The 16,997-nt window shown below is 59.6% G+C and carries 15 protein-coding genes; 12 read left to right on the top strand and 3 right to left on the bottom strand.

What is annotated here, in order from left to right; all coding sequences use genetic code 11:
• Nucleotides 1–5: 5 nt before the first annotated feature.
• Together gcvA and J4E63_RS10825 are read right to left on the bottom strand one after the other, a co-directional pair.
• On the bottom strand, nt 6–911 hold the full coding sequence (gene gcvA / locus J4E63_RS10830; RefSeq protein ID WP_207281942.1) for a transcriptional regulator GcvA: 906 nt from the start codon (nt 909–911) through the stop codon (nt 6–8).
• A gap of 75 nt (nt 912–986) precedes the next feature.
• On the bottom strand, nt 987–1,559 hold the full coding sequence (locus J4E63_RS10825) for a TetR/AcrR family transcriptional regulator (protein WP_207281941.1): 573 nt from the start codon (nt 1,557–1,559) through the stop codon (nt 987–989).
• 122 nt (nt 1,560–1,681) lie between these two features.
• Here J4E63_RS10825 and J4E63_RS10820 point away from each other — a divergent pair, with 122 nt between their 5' ends.
• The 5 genes from J4E63_RS10820 to J4E63_RS10800 all read left to right on the top strand — a co-directional run bounded on the left by J4E63_RS10820 (nt 1,682) and on the right by J4E63_RS10800 (nt 7,640).
• Nucleotides 1,682–2,440: an SDR family oxidoreductase gene (locus J4E63_RS10820; protein WP_192260647.1), complete on the top strand. Its 759-nt coding sequence runs from the start codon at nt 1,682–1,684 to the stop codon at nt 2,438–2,440.
• A 189-nt stretch (nt 2,441–2,629) separates the two neighbouring features.
• Nucleotides 2,630–3,370, top strand: a complete 741-nt coding sequence (locus J4E63_RS10815; RefSeq protein ID WP_310650710.1) for an NAD(P)-binding domain-containing protein — start codon at nt 2,630–2,632, stop codon at nt 3,368–3,370.
• Between the two features lie 442 nt (nt 3,371–3,812).
• On the top strand, nt 3,813–4,088 hold the full coding sequence (locus tag J4E63_RS10810; RefSeq protein ID WP_207281939.1) for a hypothetical protein: 276 nt from the start codon (nt 3,813–3,815) through the stop codon (nt 4,086–4,088).
• Between the two features lie 171 nt (nt 4,089–4,259).
• Nucleotides 4,260–4,700, top strand: coding sequence for a hypothetical protein (locus J4E63_RS10805; RefSeq protein ID WP_207281938.1), 441 nt, complete (start codon nt 4,260–4,262; stop codon nt 4,698–4,700).
• A 30-nt stretch (nt 4,701–4,730) separates the two neighbouring features.
• A complete protein-coding gene (locus J4E63_RS10800) occupies nt 4,731–7,640 on the top strand; it encodes a DUF4132 domain-containing protein (protein WP_207281937.1) in 2,910 nt (969 codons plus the stop codon).
• 54 nt (nt 7,641–7,694) lie between these two features.
• On the opposite strand, the gene J4E63_RS10795 is transcribed toward J4E63_RS10800, so the two are convergent.
• Nucleotides 7,695–8,609, bottom strand: a complete 915-nt coding sequence (locus tag J4E63_RS10795) for a LysR substrate-binding domain-containing protein (RefSeq protein ID WP_072339293.1) — start codon at nt 8,607–8,609, stop codon at nt 7,695–7,697.
• A 186-nt stretch (nt 8,610–8,795) separates the two neighbouring features.
• Here J4E63_RS10795 and J4E63_RS10790 point away from each other — a divergent pair, with 186 nt between their 5' ends.
• The 7 genes from J4E63_RS10790 (at nt 8,796) to J4E63_RS10760 (ending at nt 16,857) form a co-directional block, all read left to right on the top strand.
• Entirely contained in the window at nt 8,796–10,316 is a 1,521-nt protein-coding gene (locus J4E63_RS10790) for an ABC transporter substrate-binding protein (protein ID WP_207281936.1), read from the top strand.
• A 105-nt stretch (nt 10,317–10,421) separates the two neighbouring features.
• Entirely contained in the window at nt 10,422–11,339 is a 918-nt protein-coding gene (locus J4E63_RS10785) for an ABC transporter permease (protein WP_092165408.1), read from the top strand.
• Between the two features lie 9 nt (nt 11,340–11,348).
• A complete protein-coding gene (locus tag J4E63_RS10780; RefSeq protein ID WP_207281935.1) occupies nt 11,349–12,251 on the top strand; it encodes an ABC transporter permease in 903 nt (300 codons plus the stop codon).
• A gap of 31 nt (nt 12,252–12,282) precedes the next feature.
• On the top strand, nt 12,283–13,299 hold the full coding sequence (locus J4E63_RS10775; RefSeq protein WP_207281934.1) for an ABC transporter ATP-binding protein: 1,017 nt from the start codon (nt 12,283–12,285) through the stop codon (nt 13,297–13,299).
• The gene (locus J4E63_RS10770; protein ID WP_192260639.1) at nt 13,296–14,285 is read left to right on the top strand and encodes an ABC transporter ATP-binding protein; all 990 of its coding nucleotides are present in this window, start codon (nt 13,296–13,298) and stop codon (nt 14,283–14,285) included. The genes J4E63_RS10775 and J4E63_RS10770 overlap by 4 nt, the downstream gene beginning before the upstream one ends.
• Nucleotides 14,282–15,706 carry a M20 family metallopeptidase gene (locus J4E63_RS10765; RefSeq protein WP_207281933.1) on the top strand — a complete coding sequence of 475 codons (1,425 nt, stop codon included), beginning with the start codon at nt 14,282–14,284 and terminating at the stop codon, nt 15,704–15,706. Before J4E63_RS10770 ends, J4E63_RS10765 begins: the two co-directional genes overlap by 4 nt.
• On the top strand, nt 15,703–16,857 hold the full coding sequence (locus tag J4E63_RS10760; protein WP_207281932.1) for a M20 family metallopeptidase: 1,155 nt from the start codon (nt 15,703–15,705) through the stop codon (nt 16,855–16,857). The genes J4E63_RS10765 and J4E63_RS10760 overlap by 4 nt, the downstream gene beginning before the upstream one ends.
• Nucleotides 16,858–16,997: the final 140 nt, after the last annotated feature.

Here is a 16,997-nt window from a genome sequence, read left to right as displayed (position 1 = left end):
AAACCTCATGTATAAGCGTGCTGAGCGTCCAGGGCCTGGGTAACCAGCCAACGACGAAAGCCGGTGATATGAGGCTGAGCCTCGATCCCTTTGGGGCATACGAAGTAATACGCCAGGGGCGATGCGCACTGCAGTTCGAAAAGCCTTTCAAGACGGCCGTCATTGAGCTCTGCTTCGACATGCCCGCTGCGTGCCAGCGCGATACCTTGTCCCAGGAGCGCCGCCTCGATGGTCATATTGGTATCTGCGTAGCGAATGCTTTCCTTCAAGGTCGTGACCTCGACGCCCACCTGGGCAAACCACTGCTCCCATTTCGGCACCAACGCTGCGCCATCGCGCGTAAGCAGTGGATAGCGCAGCAATTCGGCGGCCGTTTGAGGCGTACCAAAACGTGCAAGCAACGCTGGGCTGGCGACTGGGAAAATCTGCTCGCGGAACAGGAATTCTGAAAACAGCGAAGGGAAATGCCCGTTGCCCAGGCGGATAGCCACGTCCGGGTCTGTCGTCGAGAAGTTAATCGGGCTATCGGTACTGTCCAGGGTCAGCAGGATTTCCGGATGCGCTTGCGCCAAATCAGGAAGCCTGGGCAGCAACCACTTCAAGGCGAAAGAATAGGTCGTGCTCACGCTCAGCCGCTGCCGCCCGTTTTGCTCGCGCAAATCGGCCAAGGTGGCCTCGAGCTTCATGAAGAACTCCCGCACGATGGGCGCAAGCGCTGCGCCTGCCGAGGTCAGGTGCAGCGAGTTACCGCGATGAAACAGTTGCAATCCCCAGAGCTGTTCCAAATGCTTGAGCTGGTGGCTCACTGCGCTCTGTGTGACATGCAACTCCTCCGCTGCCGCAGTGAACGTGGCGTGCCGGGTAGCGGCTTCAAAGGCGCGCAGGCTCGAAGAAGGAGGAAGGTTTCGCATGATGTTCCCTTCTATGAGTAAACGCTCATGCTAGCGCCTTTGCATCTGTCGTTGTAGACAGCTGTTCGCCGACCGCTACTGGTTTCTCTCCTTCAGGCTTTCAGGGCTGCCAGCGCATAGACCATCCATGACCAAGTCCATCAATCTGGCAAGACGTGAGCGCCATTCACCCTGGCAATCTATTTGCCATATTCCGGCAGTGGCTAGAAAAAAGTCGTCGTGGGTAACCCCGCTACGAATCGTTCCAGCCTTTTCATTCGCCCTCAAAAGCGACTCGGCTGCTGCCTGGACGGGGGCGTACCCCGACTTCCCTGGAAACTCGTAAGTGGAAGCTGCTTGTCGTATCGCGGTCGCAAGTCCCGCCTTCGTCATTGCATATTCAGCGAGGCAATCCATCCATTCTCGGAGGGCTTCCTTGGGGGGTTTTGTCACGAGCAGCTGTTCCGCCAACGAGGCCACTTGCTGCATTTCGAATTGATAAACCTCGAATACCAGTTCCTCTCTGTTGGCGAAATGGCGATAGAACGTGCCCTGTCCCACTCCTGCTTTCTTCGCAATCGCGCTCAGCGGGACCGCAGGATCGAGTGTCAGCTGCGCCACAGCGACCTTCAGAATTCGTTCTCGGTTTTTCTTGGCGTCAGAACGCATCGCCAACTCGTCATTCCTGGGCAAAGTTTTTTCCTTCGCTGCATTGCAAAGCGGACAGTTGTCCGGTAGTTTTTTTAGCACGTGGACACCTGTCCGCTTACCTACCCGTACCGGAGTTTACTATGAACAGCACTGGCAACACGATCCTGGTTACCGGCAGCACTTCAGGCATAGGCCTCGGCCTGGCGCTCAGGCTTCACAAGGCGGGAAACAACGTCATCATCGCGGGACGTCGCAAGGCTCTGCTCGACAAGATCGTGTCGGAACATCCAGGTATTGAATCGGTATTACTGGACGTCGCCGATCCGCAATCCATCCAGCGCACCCGCGAAGCACTTGCGATCAGCCACCCGAATCTGAACGTTCTGATAAACAACGCGGGCATCATGCACTGGGAGGATCTGACTGACTCCCAATACCTGAGCACAGCCGAAGATATCGTGACAACGAATCTGCTTGGCACGATTCGCATGGTGTATGCCTTCACGCCCCAACTGATCAAGCAGCCCAGTGCAACGATCGTGAATGTCAGTTCGGCTTTGGCATTCGTCCCACTGCCTGCGACACCGACCTACAGCGCAACCAAAGCGGCCGTTCATTCGTTCACTCAAAGTCTTCGCGTGCAGCTGGAGGATTCGTCAGTCGAGGTTATCGAGCTTGCGCCACCGGGTGTGCGGACCACTTTGCTCGGTCAGGAAAATGACGAACACGCCATGCCTTTGGATGAGTTCTTGGATGAAATCTTCGAACTGCTCGAGATCACCCCGACCCCACGCGAACTGGTCGTCGAACGTGCCAAGCCATTGCGGCTTGCTGAAGCGAACGGGGCACACGATGAGGTATTGAAAATGCTGGCAGGATACAAACCACCGGCAGAATGATGTTAACCGTGTGTCGGTAGCACCTGCCTCGACGGGGCACCGCTTGTTTGAATAGCGCCTGAAGGAGACTCCTACTCAGCGTGGTTGATGTGTTGAGACATAGAATTACTGGATCTTCGCGACACGCTTAATTCATTCGCACACCCAGCCAAGCGGGTCACTGAATAGTTGTTGATATACGAGGAGGTCATTGAAATGAAAATCGGAATTATCGGCGCGGGCAACATCGGGGCTACCCTTGCCCGTAAGCTCGCTGCGTGCGGCCATGAGATTAAACTGGCAAACTCGAAGGCCCCTCGGAGCATTCAGAACCTTGCCAACGAAATCGGTGTACCGGCGGTGACCAAGGAAGATGCCGTGTCCGAGGTGGACGTTGTTATTCTCTCGATCCCCTTCGCGAAATACCCTGATCTCAAGCAAACGTTGAGTAATGTTCCCGACAAAGTCGTCGTCATTGACACATCCAATTACTATCCAGGACGTGACGGGTCAATCAAAGAAGTAGACGACGGCAAGCCCGAGAGCGTCTGGGTAAGCGAGCAGATTGGCCGCCCGATCATCAAGGCATGGAACGCCGTCCTCGCAGCGACGCTTGCCGACAAAGGCCAACCCACCGGGTCTGCAACACGCATCGCCTTGCCTGTCGCCGGGGATGACGCCAATGCCGAGGCAATCGTGCAGGATCTTGTCGAAGATACCGGTTTCACCGCGCTTGCCGCTGGTAGCCTTGAGGAGTCATGGCGCCAGCAACCAGGCACGCCAGCGTATTGCACCGAACTGACGTTGCCGGAGCTGAAATCGGCCTTATGTGCGGCAGATAGAACGAAGGCGCCTCAAAACCGGGACGCACTTCTGGCCAAGTTCATGGCTTCTGGCAGTCAGTCCACCCATGAGCAAATTGTTGCAACGAATCGTGCAATGACAGCCTGACTGCCGATTACGCGCAGGGGTTGACGGCATCAAAGTGGTGAATGGATCTACCCCATCGGTGAATCCAATCCGTCAGGATGCGACCCGTATGCTGAGCAGCGATTGGGGCATGGCCTGATCGGGCGCTCACTACAAATTCCCTGTGTGGAACGCGCTAGCGCTGGGTCAGCTGGTAGTGATGTTGGATGTACCGACGCTATCGCGAGCAAGCTCGGCTCCCACAGGGTTCCCGGGTGTTCATGGACCCCGCGTTCACCCTCCCCCGGCACGCGGGTGACGCCAAGTTATTGGCATAAAAATCGATGAAATAAAAATATATTAATACAGCGACAGTTTCCCGACGCGCGGTACCAACGTGCCATTGCTGGCGATTTAAATCGAAGCTCATTATCCGAAGGCAACCCCGCTAAACGTTTAGGCCAGCCGACCTGGACTACAGGATGTGTTCACTCGCATCGCGCAAGGGAGCAATACGGAGATGATGACTGTTTATTTTGTTGTGCTGACGATCTGCAGTGGCATCGAAGGTTGTGTCGAGGAGCGAAAACCAGGGCCTACCTTCGCGACCAGGGCAATGTGCATGGAGACGGCCAGAGTCATGGCGCCGCGCAAAGGTGTGAAGTTCAAATGTCGCAGCGAGCGTACGGCGGTGGTCGAGACGTCGCCGATAGAAGGTTACGGCAAAATCGTCTCCACCAAGAGCACTGTCCAGCCTTAGCATTACGGTTTTTTCGCCGACAACAGAGGTTCATCGGCCGCTCGGCACAGGGAGGCTGACCGGCGAATATCGTAAAGATGAAAAGAGACCGCGGCGCGATGAAATTTACTGCACACAGGGCTATGCTACGGTGCCATCCGCCCGGCTGGCCTGGTTTGCAAGGAATGCGTCATGGAGTTCGTGGTTCATAGCTATTGCCTGAAAGGCGCACGCCAAGAGCCTTTGCTGCCCCCTGTCTCCCTGACACCGACCGCATCGACCTTGACGGTCGCCGAGCTCATTCGCCTGACCGTTGCCGAACAGATCGCCGCGCTGTCGGTCCAGCACTGGCTGGCACACGTATCGATGCGTGAAGTGCTCGACCGCCAATACCTGAGCGAGCGGGACATTCTTCGGCAAGCCAGTGAAGGCGCGGTGGTCATGCCCCAGGCCTGCGCGCCTGCAGACCTGGATGTCGGCGTTGAGGTCGAACGAGCCTTGAAGGGTTTTGAAAGCCGTGCGTTCCGCGTCCTGCACAACGGCGTCATGCTGCAAAGACTCGATGAGACAATCGAACTCAGTCCCCCTTCCACCCTCGCGTTTATCCGCTTGGTGCCGCTGCTTGGCGGTTGATCCTCGTCACTCACTTCTTCGGACAACATCATGCCGTCACGCCGTCCTGTGCCTGAACAAGCCACACGCCTCGCAGCACTGCGAGCATTCTGTGATAGAGCGCTGGATGACTATCCCGAGCTCAGCCACCATGACGAATTCGAGCCCGATTTCTGGGACGGTATCGACCTCCTGCGCCTGGCCGATGACTGGGTCAGGCAGCATCCCGAGGATGGACCCAAGGCACTGGCTGATGGTTTTGTGTTCCCGACCGTTTGGGACGATCTGGAGGACCGCCGCGATCAACAGCGCTACGGTCTGCAATATCGACTCTGCGATGCCTGGGTCACGGCTCACCCGGATGCCTATGCGCTGGAGCAGATCTGCGCGCGACTGCAGCACATGCTGCAATTTGCCTTCGAGGACAGTGACTATCCACTGCCCACTGACGAAGATGGCCCTGCCTATTACCGAAGAAGTCCGGACCAGGCCTGGGCCTTCCCCGATGTTCAGGCCTGCATCCATCGCCTGAGCGATTACCCGTCCACCCCGGCCTGGCAGACCTTCGCCGAATGGCTGCTGGACGGCAGCTGGAACCGCGAGCAGCCGCCTTCAACGCCGGGTGGTGAACAAAGGAAAATCGCCGATGCATATATCTACGGGCACAAGGAAATCAGGCGCATCGCCCTGGGCCTGATGGAAGCGGGTCGCCTCGATTACCCGCGCTTCGTCCGGGCGGCCAATACCTGGGGCAGCGCCATGATGTTCTACTCAGACGACAGCGGACTGGACAGCGACGATGTGGACCTGAACCGGTACGTCGATGAAGATTTCGACGAAGACAACTCAAACGACGATGACCCGCAAGACAGCGATGATGAGTCATCTCAGCCTGACGACGCCCCCGCCGAAGTGCCCTCGGAACTGGCGAACTTCACCGCTCGCTACGTCGAGGACGCCCTGGCTGGATTGCCCGATGACGCCGAGAGGCTGGCTGACACCTTCCGCTCGGTCGAGGTGTATCAGACCCGCTGGTTGCTGCGGGCCTTGGCGGTCATCGAACGACTGGGCATGACGCCGGATGATTTTGACAGCTTCGGCGATACGGCCGCGATGCTCCAATGCTTCCTGCTGCTTCAGGATTTGCCCAAAGACCAATCGGCAGCGCTGCTTGCGGCGTTGTCCGGTTTTTCAAGAAATACCCTGCTGACCGCCCTGCCCTACGCCGGACAAGCCAGCCGGGTGGTGCTCGATGCGCTCGGCTGGAGCGATCTGCACGCCTTCCAGCGTGAATACCTGAGCATTGCCCTGGCACCTCGATCCGGCTGGGGCACCGACCTGCCCAATACGCTGGATGAAACCGTGGGTGTGGTAGACCGCTACCTGTTGGACAAGGCGCTGGCCGAGGCCGACCCAGACCACCTGCGCGAGTACCTCGCGGCGCTCGAACCCTCGCATTGGGCATTTCCCGAGACCCGTGTGCTGCTCGACGCCTACCAGGGCATCGGTCGAGCAGCGTTGGAAAAGAAGTTGACCCGCCATGCACAGGCGGCCATGCGCATCTATGGTGTACTGCCCGTCAAGGATGCGGACGACGTACGCCAGCGCTATCTGACGCTCAAGAAACTGCACAGAGAGGTGCGTAAATACGGCGCTGAACGCCAGGCCAACTCCCACGCAGCGGTGCAGGCAGGCCTGGAAAACCTGGCGCGTGTCGCCGGCTACCCCTCGGCGATTCGCCTGGAATGGGCCATGGAATCGGAGATCGCCGAATCCGCCCTGACAGCCGCCACCATCGATGGCTATGACGTCACGCTCGTCATCGACGGCTTGTCACCCACGTTGCACATCTGCAAGGCCACAAAGACGCTCAAGACCGCACCGCCAGCGATTCGCAAGAACGCAGACTTCATCGCCCTCAAAACGCAGCAGACCCAGCTCAAGGAGCAGATCGGCCGCTTCTGCCGCACCCTGGAAGCGATGATGAGCAGCGGCGAAACCCTGGCCCTGGACGACCTGAAGCCGCTGTTGAAAATGCCCGCCGTTCGCCTGCTGCTGGAACAACTGATCGTGCAGGCCGACGATGCGGCGCTGGGCTGGCTCGATGTCGCAACGCTGACGGTGACGGACCTAGAAGGCCGCCAACACGTCGCTGAAAAGACCCTGCGTATCGCTCACCCTTTTCATCTGTTCACGGCAGGGCAACTGTCGGCCTGGCAGAAAGACGTGGTGACCCATCGCCGCGTGCAGCCGTTCAAACAGGCCTTTCGCGAGTTGTACCTGCTCACACCGGCCGAGCGAGACACCGGCCTGTGGTCCAACCGCTTTGCCGGCCACCGCCTGAAAGCCAAAGTCGCCGCCCGGTTGCTACAGGTCCGCAACTGGTCGACCTCCAGCGTCGAGGACATCTATTACGAGAGCAAGGAGCACGGCATTTACGCTCTGTTCAACTTTCTGGATACCGGTCATTACCTCTCGGAAACAGAACACTTTACCTTCGACACGATTGCGTTCCACCGCGACCACAAAGCCATCCCTCTTGAACAAGTACCGCCGCTGCTGTTCTCGGAAGTCATGCGCGACGCCGACCTGCTGGTCTCCGTGGCCCACGCCGCAGACGACTACAGCACCAGCCACGAAACCGTGCAACGACGCGCCGAACTGGTCGGCGAGCTGATTCAAGGGCTAGGGTTGCGAAACGTTAAATGCGAAGGGCATTTTCTGCACATTACCGGCCAGCGTGCGAACTACCGCATTCATCTGGGCAGCGCCGCCATCCATATCGAACCCGGCAATTACCTGTGCATCGTGCCCGCAGGCAGCCACGCCACGGAGTTCTACCTGCCGTTCGCCGACACCGACAAGAAAATGGCCGAGGTGCTGAGCAAGATGTTTCTGTTGCTGGATGACATGAACATCACCGATAGCCTGATCCTGGAGCAAATACAGCGCGGCGGCTGATGGTCAAGAAAATCGAATGACGTCATGCAAGCATTGAAAACACACTCACCCGGCTCAGAGCTTGGCCTTCGCCAGATCCGCAATCAGAAAATCCCTGAATGCACAAACCGCTGCCGGTAGATTGCGTCCAGCCATGCTTTGCAGTTCGATGCGCCGCGCATGCATGCCTTCATCGAGGATCGGCAAGCATTGCAGTGCCTTGTCCGCCACCTGCTTGTGCAAGGTCATTTCGCTGGCCAGGCTGATACCCCCCTCTTCGCGGACGAAGCTGTAGAGCGAGGCAACGTAATTAGTGGTCAACACCGGGTCGAACAACAAGCCCTGTACACCGCAACAGATGTCGAACAGTTGCCGTATCGTGGTGTCGGCCTTGGGTAACGCAATGGGCCAGGGTTGCAGCTCAGCGAGGCTGACCGCTTCACGTCCGGCCAAAGGATGGGCGTTGGAGACCACGGCAAAAATCGCCCCGCTCAGGACATGTTCGACCTTGATTTCCTTTTGCGGCGTCAGGCTGAAGGTCATCGCCAGATCGGCTTCGCCGGAGCGAACCTTCTCGGTCGCTTCGGCAGGCGCACAGACCTCCAATGTGAAATGAATGCCCTGATACTCACGCCGGAACGCGCTGATGGTCCTGGGCATGTACTCCAGCGCAAAGCCTTCCGAGCAGGCAACATGCACATGACCTCGTTGCAAGCCATGCAGCTCGGTAATTTCCAGCACCACCTGCTCGGCCTCAAGCTGCGACTTGCGCGCATAAGCCGCCAGTCGAACCCCCGCCTCGCTCAGCACCATGCCCCGGGCACGACGCTCGAACAGGCTGGCATCCAGGGCCAATTCAAGCTTGGCAATCTGCCGGCTCACCGCTGACGCCGCGACGTTCAGCCGTACCGAGGCTTCGCTGATCGATCCGCATCGCGCCACTTCAAGAAAATAGCGCAGTGCCGTGGACTGCACACCATACAGCTGCATCGGCGCCTCCAAGGTTTGCCTTTTCGGCAAAGGAAGTATCGAAATATTATTCTTGCGGCATTGATAGCCTTTCCCTACATTCGTGTCCAGATCAAAAAAAACATGACCTGGTCTTTTTACCCTCCTTTACGCTTTTGCGATTCGCTGCCCTTTGATTCAACCACTCTCGCCAACGGAGACGACGGCATGGGCATCAAAGGTTTCGCCTGCACTATCGCGCTGATGGGCATCATCAGCAGTTTTCCGGCTCATGCCGGTAAAGCCAACGACACCCTGGTTTACGCTTCCGACAGCGAGCCTGAAAACATCAGCCCCTATCACAACGATCTACGCGAAGGCGTGATTCTCGGCCGGCTGATCTGGGACAACCTGATCTACCGCGATCCCAACAGCGGCGAATACCAGCCCATGTTGGCCACCCACTGGACACAGGTCGATGACACCACCATCGACTTCGAACTGCGCAAAGGCGTCAAATTTCACAACGGCGATACCTTCACCGCCGACGACGTGGTGTTCACCCTCAACTACGTGGTGTCGCCCGAAGCGAAAGTCGTTACCGTGCAAAACGTAGACTGGATCAAGAACGCCGAAAAAACCGGTGACTATAGCGTCCGCCTGCATTTGAAGAAGCCCTTCCCTCCGGCACTGGAATACCTGTCCAACGCCGTTCCGATGTTCCCCAAGCAGTATTTCGAGAAGGTCGGCCTGGCCGAATTCAGCCGCAAGCCAATCGGTACCGGACCGTATAAAGCTGTGTCGGTGGTGGCTGGCGAAGGCGTGGCCATGGAGATCAACAAGGACTACTTCCCGGACAGCCCACAAGGCAAGCCCCATATCGGTCACCTGAAATTCCGAGTGATCCCGGATGCCGAAACCCGCCTGGCCGAGTTGATGACCGATGGTGTCGACTGGACCTGGCGCGTGACCTCGGATCAGGCAGTCGACCTCAAAGGCATGCCGAACCTGACCGTGACCAGCGGCGAAACCATGCGCATCGGCTTCCTGATTCTTGATGCTCGCGGCACCTCCACTGAAAACTCGCCGATGAAAAACCTCAAGGTGCGTCAGGCCATCAACCATGCGATCAACCGCAATGCGCTGGCCACGCAATTGGTGGGGGGCGAAGCCAAACCCCTGCAGGTTGCCTGTTATCCAGGCCAGTTCGGCTGCGATACCTCCGCGGCCACGGTCTACAACTACGACCCGGCCAAAGCCAAGGCGCTGCTCGCCGAAGCCGGTTACCCCAATGGCTTCGAGACCGAAATCTTCGCTTATCGCGACCGTGATTACGTCGAAGCCATCATCGGCAACCTGCGCGCCGTGGGCATCAACGCCAAGCTGCGCTTCTTGAAGTACGCCGCCCTGCGCGATCAACAACGTGGCGGCAAGGTGCCCATGTCGTTTCAGGCCTGGGGCTCGTTCTCGATCCTCGACACCTCGGCGTCGGCCGGCACCTGGTTCAAGGGCAACCCGGACGACAACATCAAGGATCCGCAAGTCCAGGGCTGGCTGCAGACCGCTGACAACGCCCTTGACCCGCAATTGCGCAAGGACAACTACCGCAAGGCGTTGCAGCGCATCAGCGAACAGGCGTACTGGGCGCCGCTGTTCAACTACTCGATGAACTACGCCTACACCTCCGAACTGGCGTTCACGTCGTACCCGGATGAGCTGCCGCGTTTCGTTCAGTCCAGCTGGAAGTAATCCGCAACCGAGCGGATTGATCGAGAGGTGCCGTGGCTTGCGGACCAACCCGCACCACGGATACCTCCTCACACATGCCATCCATTGGATATGAGGAAACTTGCCATGCTTGGATTCCTTCTGCGCCGGCTGGGCATCGCTATTTGCGTGGCCATTACCGTGTCGGTGATCAGCTTTTCCCTGTTGCACCTGTCCGGCGACCTGGCCACGGCCATTGGCGGACCGGAAGCCACCAGCGAACAGATCGAACAGATCCGCGTGCAATACGGTTTGAACAAACCGCTACCGACCCAGTACTTCAACTGGCTGGGCGATTTGCTGCGGCTGGACCTGGGTAACTCGTTTTTCTTTCAGGAATCGGTCTACAACCTCGTCGCCAGCCGCTTGCCGATCACCCTCGGGTTAGGTGCCCTGGCGCTGGGCATCGCCTTGCTGGTGGCAATCCCACTGGGGGTACTGGCGGCGGTCAAGCGCGACACCTGGGTTGATCGACTGGCCTTGAGCATCGCGGTGCTGGGCCAGGCGATGCCAAGTTTCTGGTTTGCGTTGATGTTGATCGTGGTGTTCGCGGTGACGCTCAAGTGGCTGCCGGTGTCCGGCAATTCGACCCTGCTGCACTTCGTCATGCCGGCCATTGCCTTGGGCTACTACGCGACGCCCGCGATCATGCGCCTGACCCGTGCAGGCATGCTTGATGTGCTCAGTTCCGATTACATCCGCACGGCCCGCGCCAAGGGCCTGCGCCCTGCCCGCGTGTTGTTCAAGCACGCACTGCGCAACGCCTTGATTCCGGTCGTCGCGCTGGCGGCGGTGGAGTTCGGCTTCATGCTCGGCGGTTCGGTGGTGATCGAAACCGTGTTCTCCCTGCAAGGCATCGGACAACTCGCCTGGGATGCCATCGCCCGTGACGACTTTCCGGTGGTACAGGCCGTGGTCCTGCTGATTGCGGTGATCTACATCATCCTCACCTTGCTGGCCGATGTGCTCAACGCACTGCTCGACCCGCGCATTCGCGTGCGCTAGGAGGCTTATATGAGCACCCCCACTACCCTCGCGATCAATGATTACCTGCCACCACCCAGCAGCCTGAGCCGAGTACTTGGCAAGAGCTTCCGCCATCGTGGTTTCGCCATCGGCGCGGTGTTGTTGCTGATCATCTTCACCGGCGCACTGTTCGCCCCGTGGCTGGCACCTTACGACCCTTATGCACAAGACGTGATGCTGCGCATGAAACCGCCGGTATGGATGGCCAACGGCACCTGGGAGTACGCCCTCGGCACCGACAAACTGGGCCGAGACTACCTGTCGCGATTGCTCTACGGCGCACGTATCTCACTGTTCATCGGCATTGCGGCGGCGTTGATTTCCGGCTTTATCGGCACTGTCATGGGGCTGTTGGCGGGTTACTACGGCGGCAAGGTCGATGCGCTCATCAGCTACCTGATCACCACTCGGCTGGCGATGCCGGTCGTGATGGTCGCGCTGGCCTCGGCCTCGTTGATGGGCGGCTCGCTGAAAGTGGTGATCGTGCTGCTCGGCTGCCTGTTATGGGATCGCTTCGCGGTGGTGGTCAGGGCTTCGGTGCAACAGATTCGCGATGCTGAATATGTGGCGTCGGCCCAGGCGCTGGGCTGCTCGACCCTGCGCATTCTGGTCAGTGAAATCCTGCCCAATCTGGTCGGCGCACTGATCGTCGTCGCGACGCTGGAAATGGCCCACGCGATCCTGCTGGAGTCGGCCCTGTCATTCCTTGGGGTTGGCGTGCAGCCGCCGACGCCGTCCTGGGGCTTGATGATCGCCGAAGGCAAACCCTACATGTTCTTTTCCCCGTGGGTCATCGCCATTCCTGGCGTCGCCCTGATGATTCTGGTGCTGGGCATCAACCTGGTGGGCGATGGTCTGCGCGATCTGATCCTGCCCGACGGCCGCAACTGATAGACGGCCTTACTGATAGAGGGTACCGAACATGGCACTACTCCATGTTGAAAACCTGCGCGTGGACATCCCCATGGGCAACAGCCCGACGCCGGATGACATGCTGCATGCCGTGCGCGGTCTGAGCTTTGAAGTCGAACGCGGTGAAATGTTGTGCATCGTCGGCGAATCAGGCTGCGGTAAATCCTTGACGTCGCTGGCGCTGATGGACCTGTTGCCACGCAAGGCCAAACGCACCGCGTCCCGGCTGACACTGGACGGTATCGACATGATCGGCCAGAGCGAACGGCACATGTGCGACCTGCGCGGAAACCGCCTGGCGATGATCTTCCAGGAACCGATGACCTCGCTGAACCCGGCCTACAGCATTGGCGATCAGCTCAGCGAAGTGCTGACTCAGCATCGCAAGGTGTCGCGCAAGGATGCCCTGGTTCGCGCCGGGCGGATGCTGGAGAAAGTCGGTATCAGCAATGCCACCGAGCGCTTGCGTCAGTATCCGCATCAACTGTCTGGCGGTTTGCGCCAGCGGGTGATCATCGCCATGGCGTTGATGTGCGAACCGGACCTGATCATCGCCGATGAGCCCACCACGGCCCTGGACGTGACCATCCAGGCGCAGATCCTGCGCTTGATCCGCGACATTCAGAAAGAGCTCGGCCTGGCGGTGATCTTCATCACCCACGACCTTGGGCTGGTGGCACGGATCGCCGATCGGGTCGCGGTGATGTATGCCGGGGAAATCGTCGAAACCGCCCCTGCCCTGCAACTGTTCGAGAACCCGCAGCATCCGTACACCCGTGGTCTGCTGGCCAGTATTCCAATCCCTGGACAGACCAAACCGGGCGAGGCCCTGGGTTCAATTCCAGGCCTGGTGCCCAGCCTGGTGGGCGAACAGCACGGTTGCGCGTTCCGCAATCGTTGCGCCCAGGCGATACCGGCCTGCGCGCAAGACATCTGCGAAGTCGAGCAGGACGGACACATGGCGCGCTGCCTGTTCGCCGCACCGGCACCGGCACCGATTCGCCTTCTGGAGCGCGCAAGGTCATGAAAAAAGACATCACGTTGGAACTGTGTGACATCCGTCGCGAGTTTCGGATCAACAAGGGCTTTTTCAAACCCGCCGCCATCCTGAAAGCCGTGGATGGTGTTTCCCTGCGCCTGATGCGTGGCGAGACCCTCGGCCTGGTAGGTGAGTCCGGTTGCGGAAAAAGTACCCTGGCAAAGCTACTGCTCGGTCTGTTGGCGCCGACCAGCGGCGATGTGCTGGTCAATGGCAAACATCTGGCGGCGACGGATCGCAAGGAAATGGCCCGGCACATCCAGCCGATATTCCAGGATCCATACTCCTCGCTGAACCCACGCAAGACACTGCGCGAAATCATTACCCTGCCGCTGATCGTGCATGACATCGGTAGCCCCGCCGAGCGGCGCAAGAAGACCGAAGCGATGCTCGATGTGGTCGGTCTGCCCAAGCGGGTCATCGACAGCTATCCGAGCCAACTGTCCGGCGGCCAGCGGCAACGGGTGGCCATTGCCCGGGCGTTGATCATGCGCCCTGACGTGTTGATCTGCGACGAACCCACCTCGGCGCTGGACGTGTCGGTGCAGGCGCAGATTCTCAACCTGCTGCAAGACCTCAAGCGCGAATTCGGCCTGACCTATCTGCTGATCAGCCACAACCTGGCGGTCATCGAACACCTCGCCGACCGGGTCGCGGTGATGTACCTGGGGCGCATCGTCGAAGAACGTACTCGCGAATCGTTGTTCGCTGAACCCGGCCACCCGTATACCCGCGCCTTGCTGGATTCGGTGCTCACACCCGATCCGCGCCTGGGCATTCCCGAAATCGGCCTGCACGGCACCTTTCCCAATCCGATGTCACCACCGTCCGGCTGCGCTTTCCACCCGCGCTGCCCGAGCTGCTTCGCCCCCTGCAAAACGGCCTACCCGGCCAATGATCCGATTATCGGCGGCAACGTGCGTTGCCACCTTCACGACAGTCCCGCCCAAACACTGGAGCTTGTCCACTCATGAGTCGTTCACTTGCCATCAGCAACACCACAGCGCAATTTGACAACGGCGCATTTTTCAATCTGCTCGAACGCAGCGTCGCCTTGCACACCGAAAGCCAGGCAACGGACAGCCGGCCCGAGTTGTATCGCTACCTCCATGAGTTCATCACCCCGCATGTCGAGGCGATGGGCTTCAGCGTCAAGATCTATGACAACCCGGTGGCAGAGCGCGGTCCTTTCATGATCGCCACACGCATCGAGCATCCGGAACTGCCGACCGTGCTCAGCTACGGCCACGGTGATGTGGTGCGCGGCTATGAAGCCCAATGGCGTGAAGGCCTGTCGCCGTGGCAAGTCATTGCCGAGGGCGATCGCTGGTACGGCCGCGGCACGGCGGATAACAAAGGCCAGCACCTGATCAACCTGACCGCGCTGGAGCAAACGCTCAAGGCTCGCGACGGCAAGTTGGGGTTCAACGTCAAGTTGCTGCTGGAAATGGGCGAAGAAGAAGGCTCGCCGGGCTTGAACGCGTTCTGTGCCGCGCACAGCGAAGAGCTCGCGGCGGATATTTTCATCGCCTCGGACGGCCCACGCCTGGCGGCATCACGACCGACGATTTTTCTCGGCTCACGGGGGGTGTTCAACTTCGAGCTGGTGGTCAATCTGCGTGAAGGCGCCCATCACTCTGGCAACTGGGGTGGGTTGCTGGCCAACCCCGGGATCATTCTGGCCAATGCCATCGCGAGCATGGTCGATGAGCACGGTCGGGTGAAAGTGGCGGGCCTGATGCCCGAGACACTGCCTGAACCGGTTCGCCAGGCACTGGCCGATATTGAGGTGGGTGGAGGACCGGGCGATCCGGAAATCGACGCCAACTGGGGTAACCCCGAGCTCTCCCTGAGCGAAAAGGTGTTCGGCTGGAACACCCTCGACGTCATCGCCTTCAAGACCGGCAACCCGGACGCCCCCGTGCATGCGATCCCCGGCAAGGCCAATGCCCACTGCCATATCCGTTTCGTGGTGAACAGCGACTACACGACCTTTATCCCGGCTGTCCGTGCCCACCTGGATGCTCATGGTTTCAACAATGTCGAGGTCAAGCAGAGCCACGTCGAGGTGATGCATGCCACTCGGCTGGACCCGCAAAGCCCGTGGGTCAATTGGGCGCTCAGTTCCTTGGCCCAGACCACCGGCAAAAAACCCGCGCTGCTGCCAAACCTCGGTGGCTCGCTGCCCAACGATGTGTTCGCTGACGTGCTCGGCCTGCCAACACTGTGGGTGCCGCACTCGTACCCGGCCTGCTCGCAACATGCACCAAACGAGCACTTGCTGGCACCGGTGGTCAAGGAAAGCCTGCAAATCATGGCCGGGCTGTTCTGGGACCTGGGCAACGACGGGGCACGCCTGACCCAGGAACATCAGTTGCGGGAGCAGGCGCAATGAATGCCACGCCACAACAGGCGCTGGACTGGCTTGCCGACCAGCGCCCCGCCATGGAAGCGTTGCTGCAGCGTATCGTCGACACCGACTCCAACAGCTATGACAAGGCGGGCGTCGACGCGGTGGGCGCGCTGCTCGCGGCGGAACTGGAAGCCGACGGAATCCTGCTCAAGCGCATGCCGGTCGATGATTTTGGCGACGTGCTACTCGCCGAAGTGCCAGGCGAACCTGGAAAGCCGGTGTTGCTGCTGGGCCATCGCGACACGGTGTTCCCCAAAGGCACCACCGCGACGCGCGGCTACAGCCGCGATGGCAACCTCGCCCATGGTCCCGGCGTCGCCGACATGAAAGGCGGCCTGGTGCTCAATTGCTTTGCGCTCAAGGCACTCAAGCGCGCCGGCCAGTTGCCCTATCCGGTGCAGGTCCTCTACACCGGTGACGAAGAAATCGGCTCCGGCAGCGCCAGGACCCATATCGAACACACCGCCCGTGCTGCCCGCGCCGTGCTCAATACCGAACCCGGCCGGGCCAGTGGTAACGTGGTCAGCGCGCGCAAAGGCGGCGCCACGCTGATCATCGAAGTCTTCGGTCGCGCGGCGCATGCCGGGGTCAACCATGCCGACGGAGCCAGCGCCATCGAGGCCCTGGCACGCAAGATCGTCAAGCTCCATGCCTTGACTGATTACTCGGCAGGCATCACGACTAATGTGGGCCTGATATCCGGGGGCACATCCAGCAACACCGTCGCACCGAGCGCCTCGGCCCGGCTGGATGTACGCTTCATCGAACTCAAGCACTGGGATCAAATCCTTACGGCAATCCTGGCCATCGTCGCCGAAGAAGAACTGATCGGCACCCATGCCATCCTCAAGGAAGCGACCACTTTTCTACCGATGGAAGCCCGTCACAGCGAACGATTGCTGCACATCTACCAACAAAAAGCCTTGGCACTGGGTTTCAGCGTCGAAGGCGAGTTCACCGGCGGTTGTGCCGACTCCGGGTTCACCGCCAGCCTGGGCATTCCAACCCTGTGTGGCCTCGGGCCGGTGGGTGGCAAAGTCCATACCGATCGTGAATATCTGGAACTGGACACGCTGGTGCCTCGCGCCCAGGCGTTGGTGGCGACCATCCTGGCTGTTGGCGAGAGCAGTTGAGATAACGGGGCGTCGAGATCAAAGTCCAAAGCAAGAACAAGAGCAGGACACACGTCCAGCCTCTATGTAGCCGGACCACCGCTATCGCGAGCAAGCTCGCTCCCACAGGGGGTTGCGGGTACCCACAGCATCTGCACACG

Origin of the sequence: Pseudomonas sp. FW300-N2F2, from assembly GCF_017351655.1 — a bacterium.
Classification (GTDB): Bacteria; Pseudomonadota; Gammaproteobacteria; order Pseudomonadales; family Pseudomonadaceae; genus Aquipseudomonas; species Aquipseudomonas fluorescens_AA.
This window is presented reverse-complemented; position numbering and strand designations above follow the sequence as displayed.

Coding starts and splice junctions, on each gene's coding strand:
- J4E63_RS10760 (WP_207281932.1), top strand. CDS start 15,703: ATGAATGCCACGCCACAACAGGCGCTGGACTGGCTTGCCGACCAGCGC.
- J4E63_RS10800 (WP_207281937.1), top strand. CDS start 4,731: ATGCCGTCACGCCGTCCTGTGCCTGAACAAGCCACACGCCTCGCAGCA.
- J4E63_RS10825 (WP_207281941.1), bottom strand. CDS start 1,559: ATGCGTTCTGACGCCAAGAAAAACCGAGAACGAATTCTGAAGGTCGCT.
- J4E63_RS10790 (WP_207281936.1), top strand. CDS start 8,796: ATGGGCATCAAAGGTTTCGCCTGCACTATCGCGCTGATGGGCATCATC.
- J4E63_RS10780 (WP_207281935.1), top strand. CDS start 11,349: ATGAGCACCCCCACTACCCTCGCGATCAATGATTACCTGCCACCACCC.
- J4E63_RS10820 (WP_192260647.1), top strand. CDS start 1,682: ATGAACAGCACTGGCAACACGATCCTGGTTACCGGCAGCACTTCAGGC.
- J4E63_RS10775 (WP_207281934.1), top strand. CDS start 12,283: ATGGCACTACTCCATGTTGAAAACCTGCGCGTGGACATCCCCATGGGC.
- J4E63_RS10785 (WP_092165408.1), top strand. CDS start 10,422: ATGCTTGGATTCCTTCTGCGCCGGCTGGGCATCGCTATTTGCGTGGCC.
- J4E63_RS10795 (WP_072339293.1), bottom strand. CDS start 8,609: ATGCAGCTGTATGGTGTGCAGTCCACGGCACTGCGCTATTTTCTTGAA.
- gcvA (WP_207281942.1), bottom strand. CDS start 911: ATGCGAAACCTTCCTCCTTCTTCGAGCCTGCGCGCCTTTGAAGCCGCT.
- J4E63_RS10770 (WP_192260639.1), top strand. CDS start 13,296: ATGAAAAAAGACATCACGTTGGAACTGTGTGACATCCGTCGCGAGTTT.
- J4E63_RS10765 (WP_207281933.1), top strand. CDS start 14,282: ATGAGTCGTTCACTTGCCATCAGCAACACCACAGCGCAATTTGACAAC.
- J4E63_RS10805 (WP_207281938.1), top strand. CDS start 4,260: ATGGAGTTCGTGGTTCATAGCTATTGCCTGAAAGGCGCACGCCAAGAG.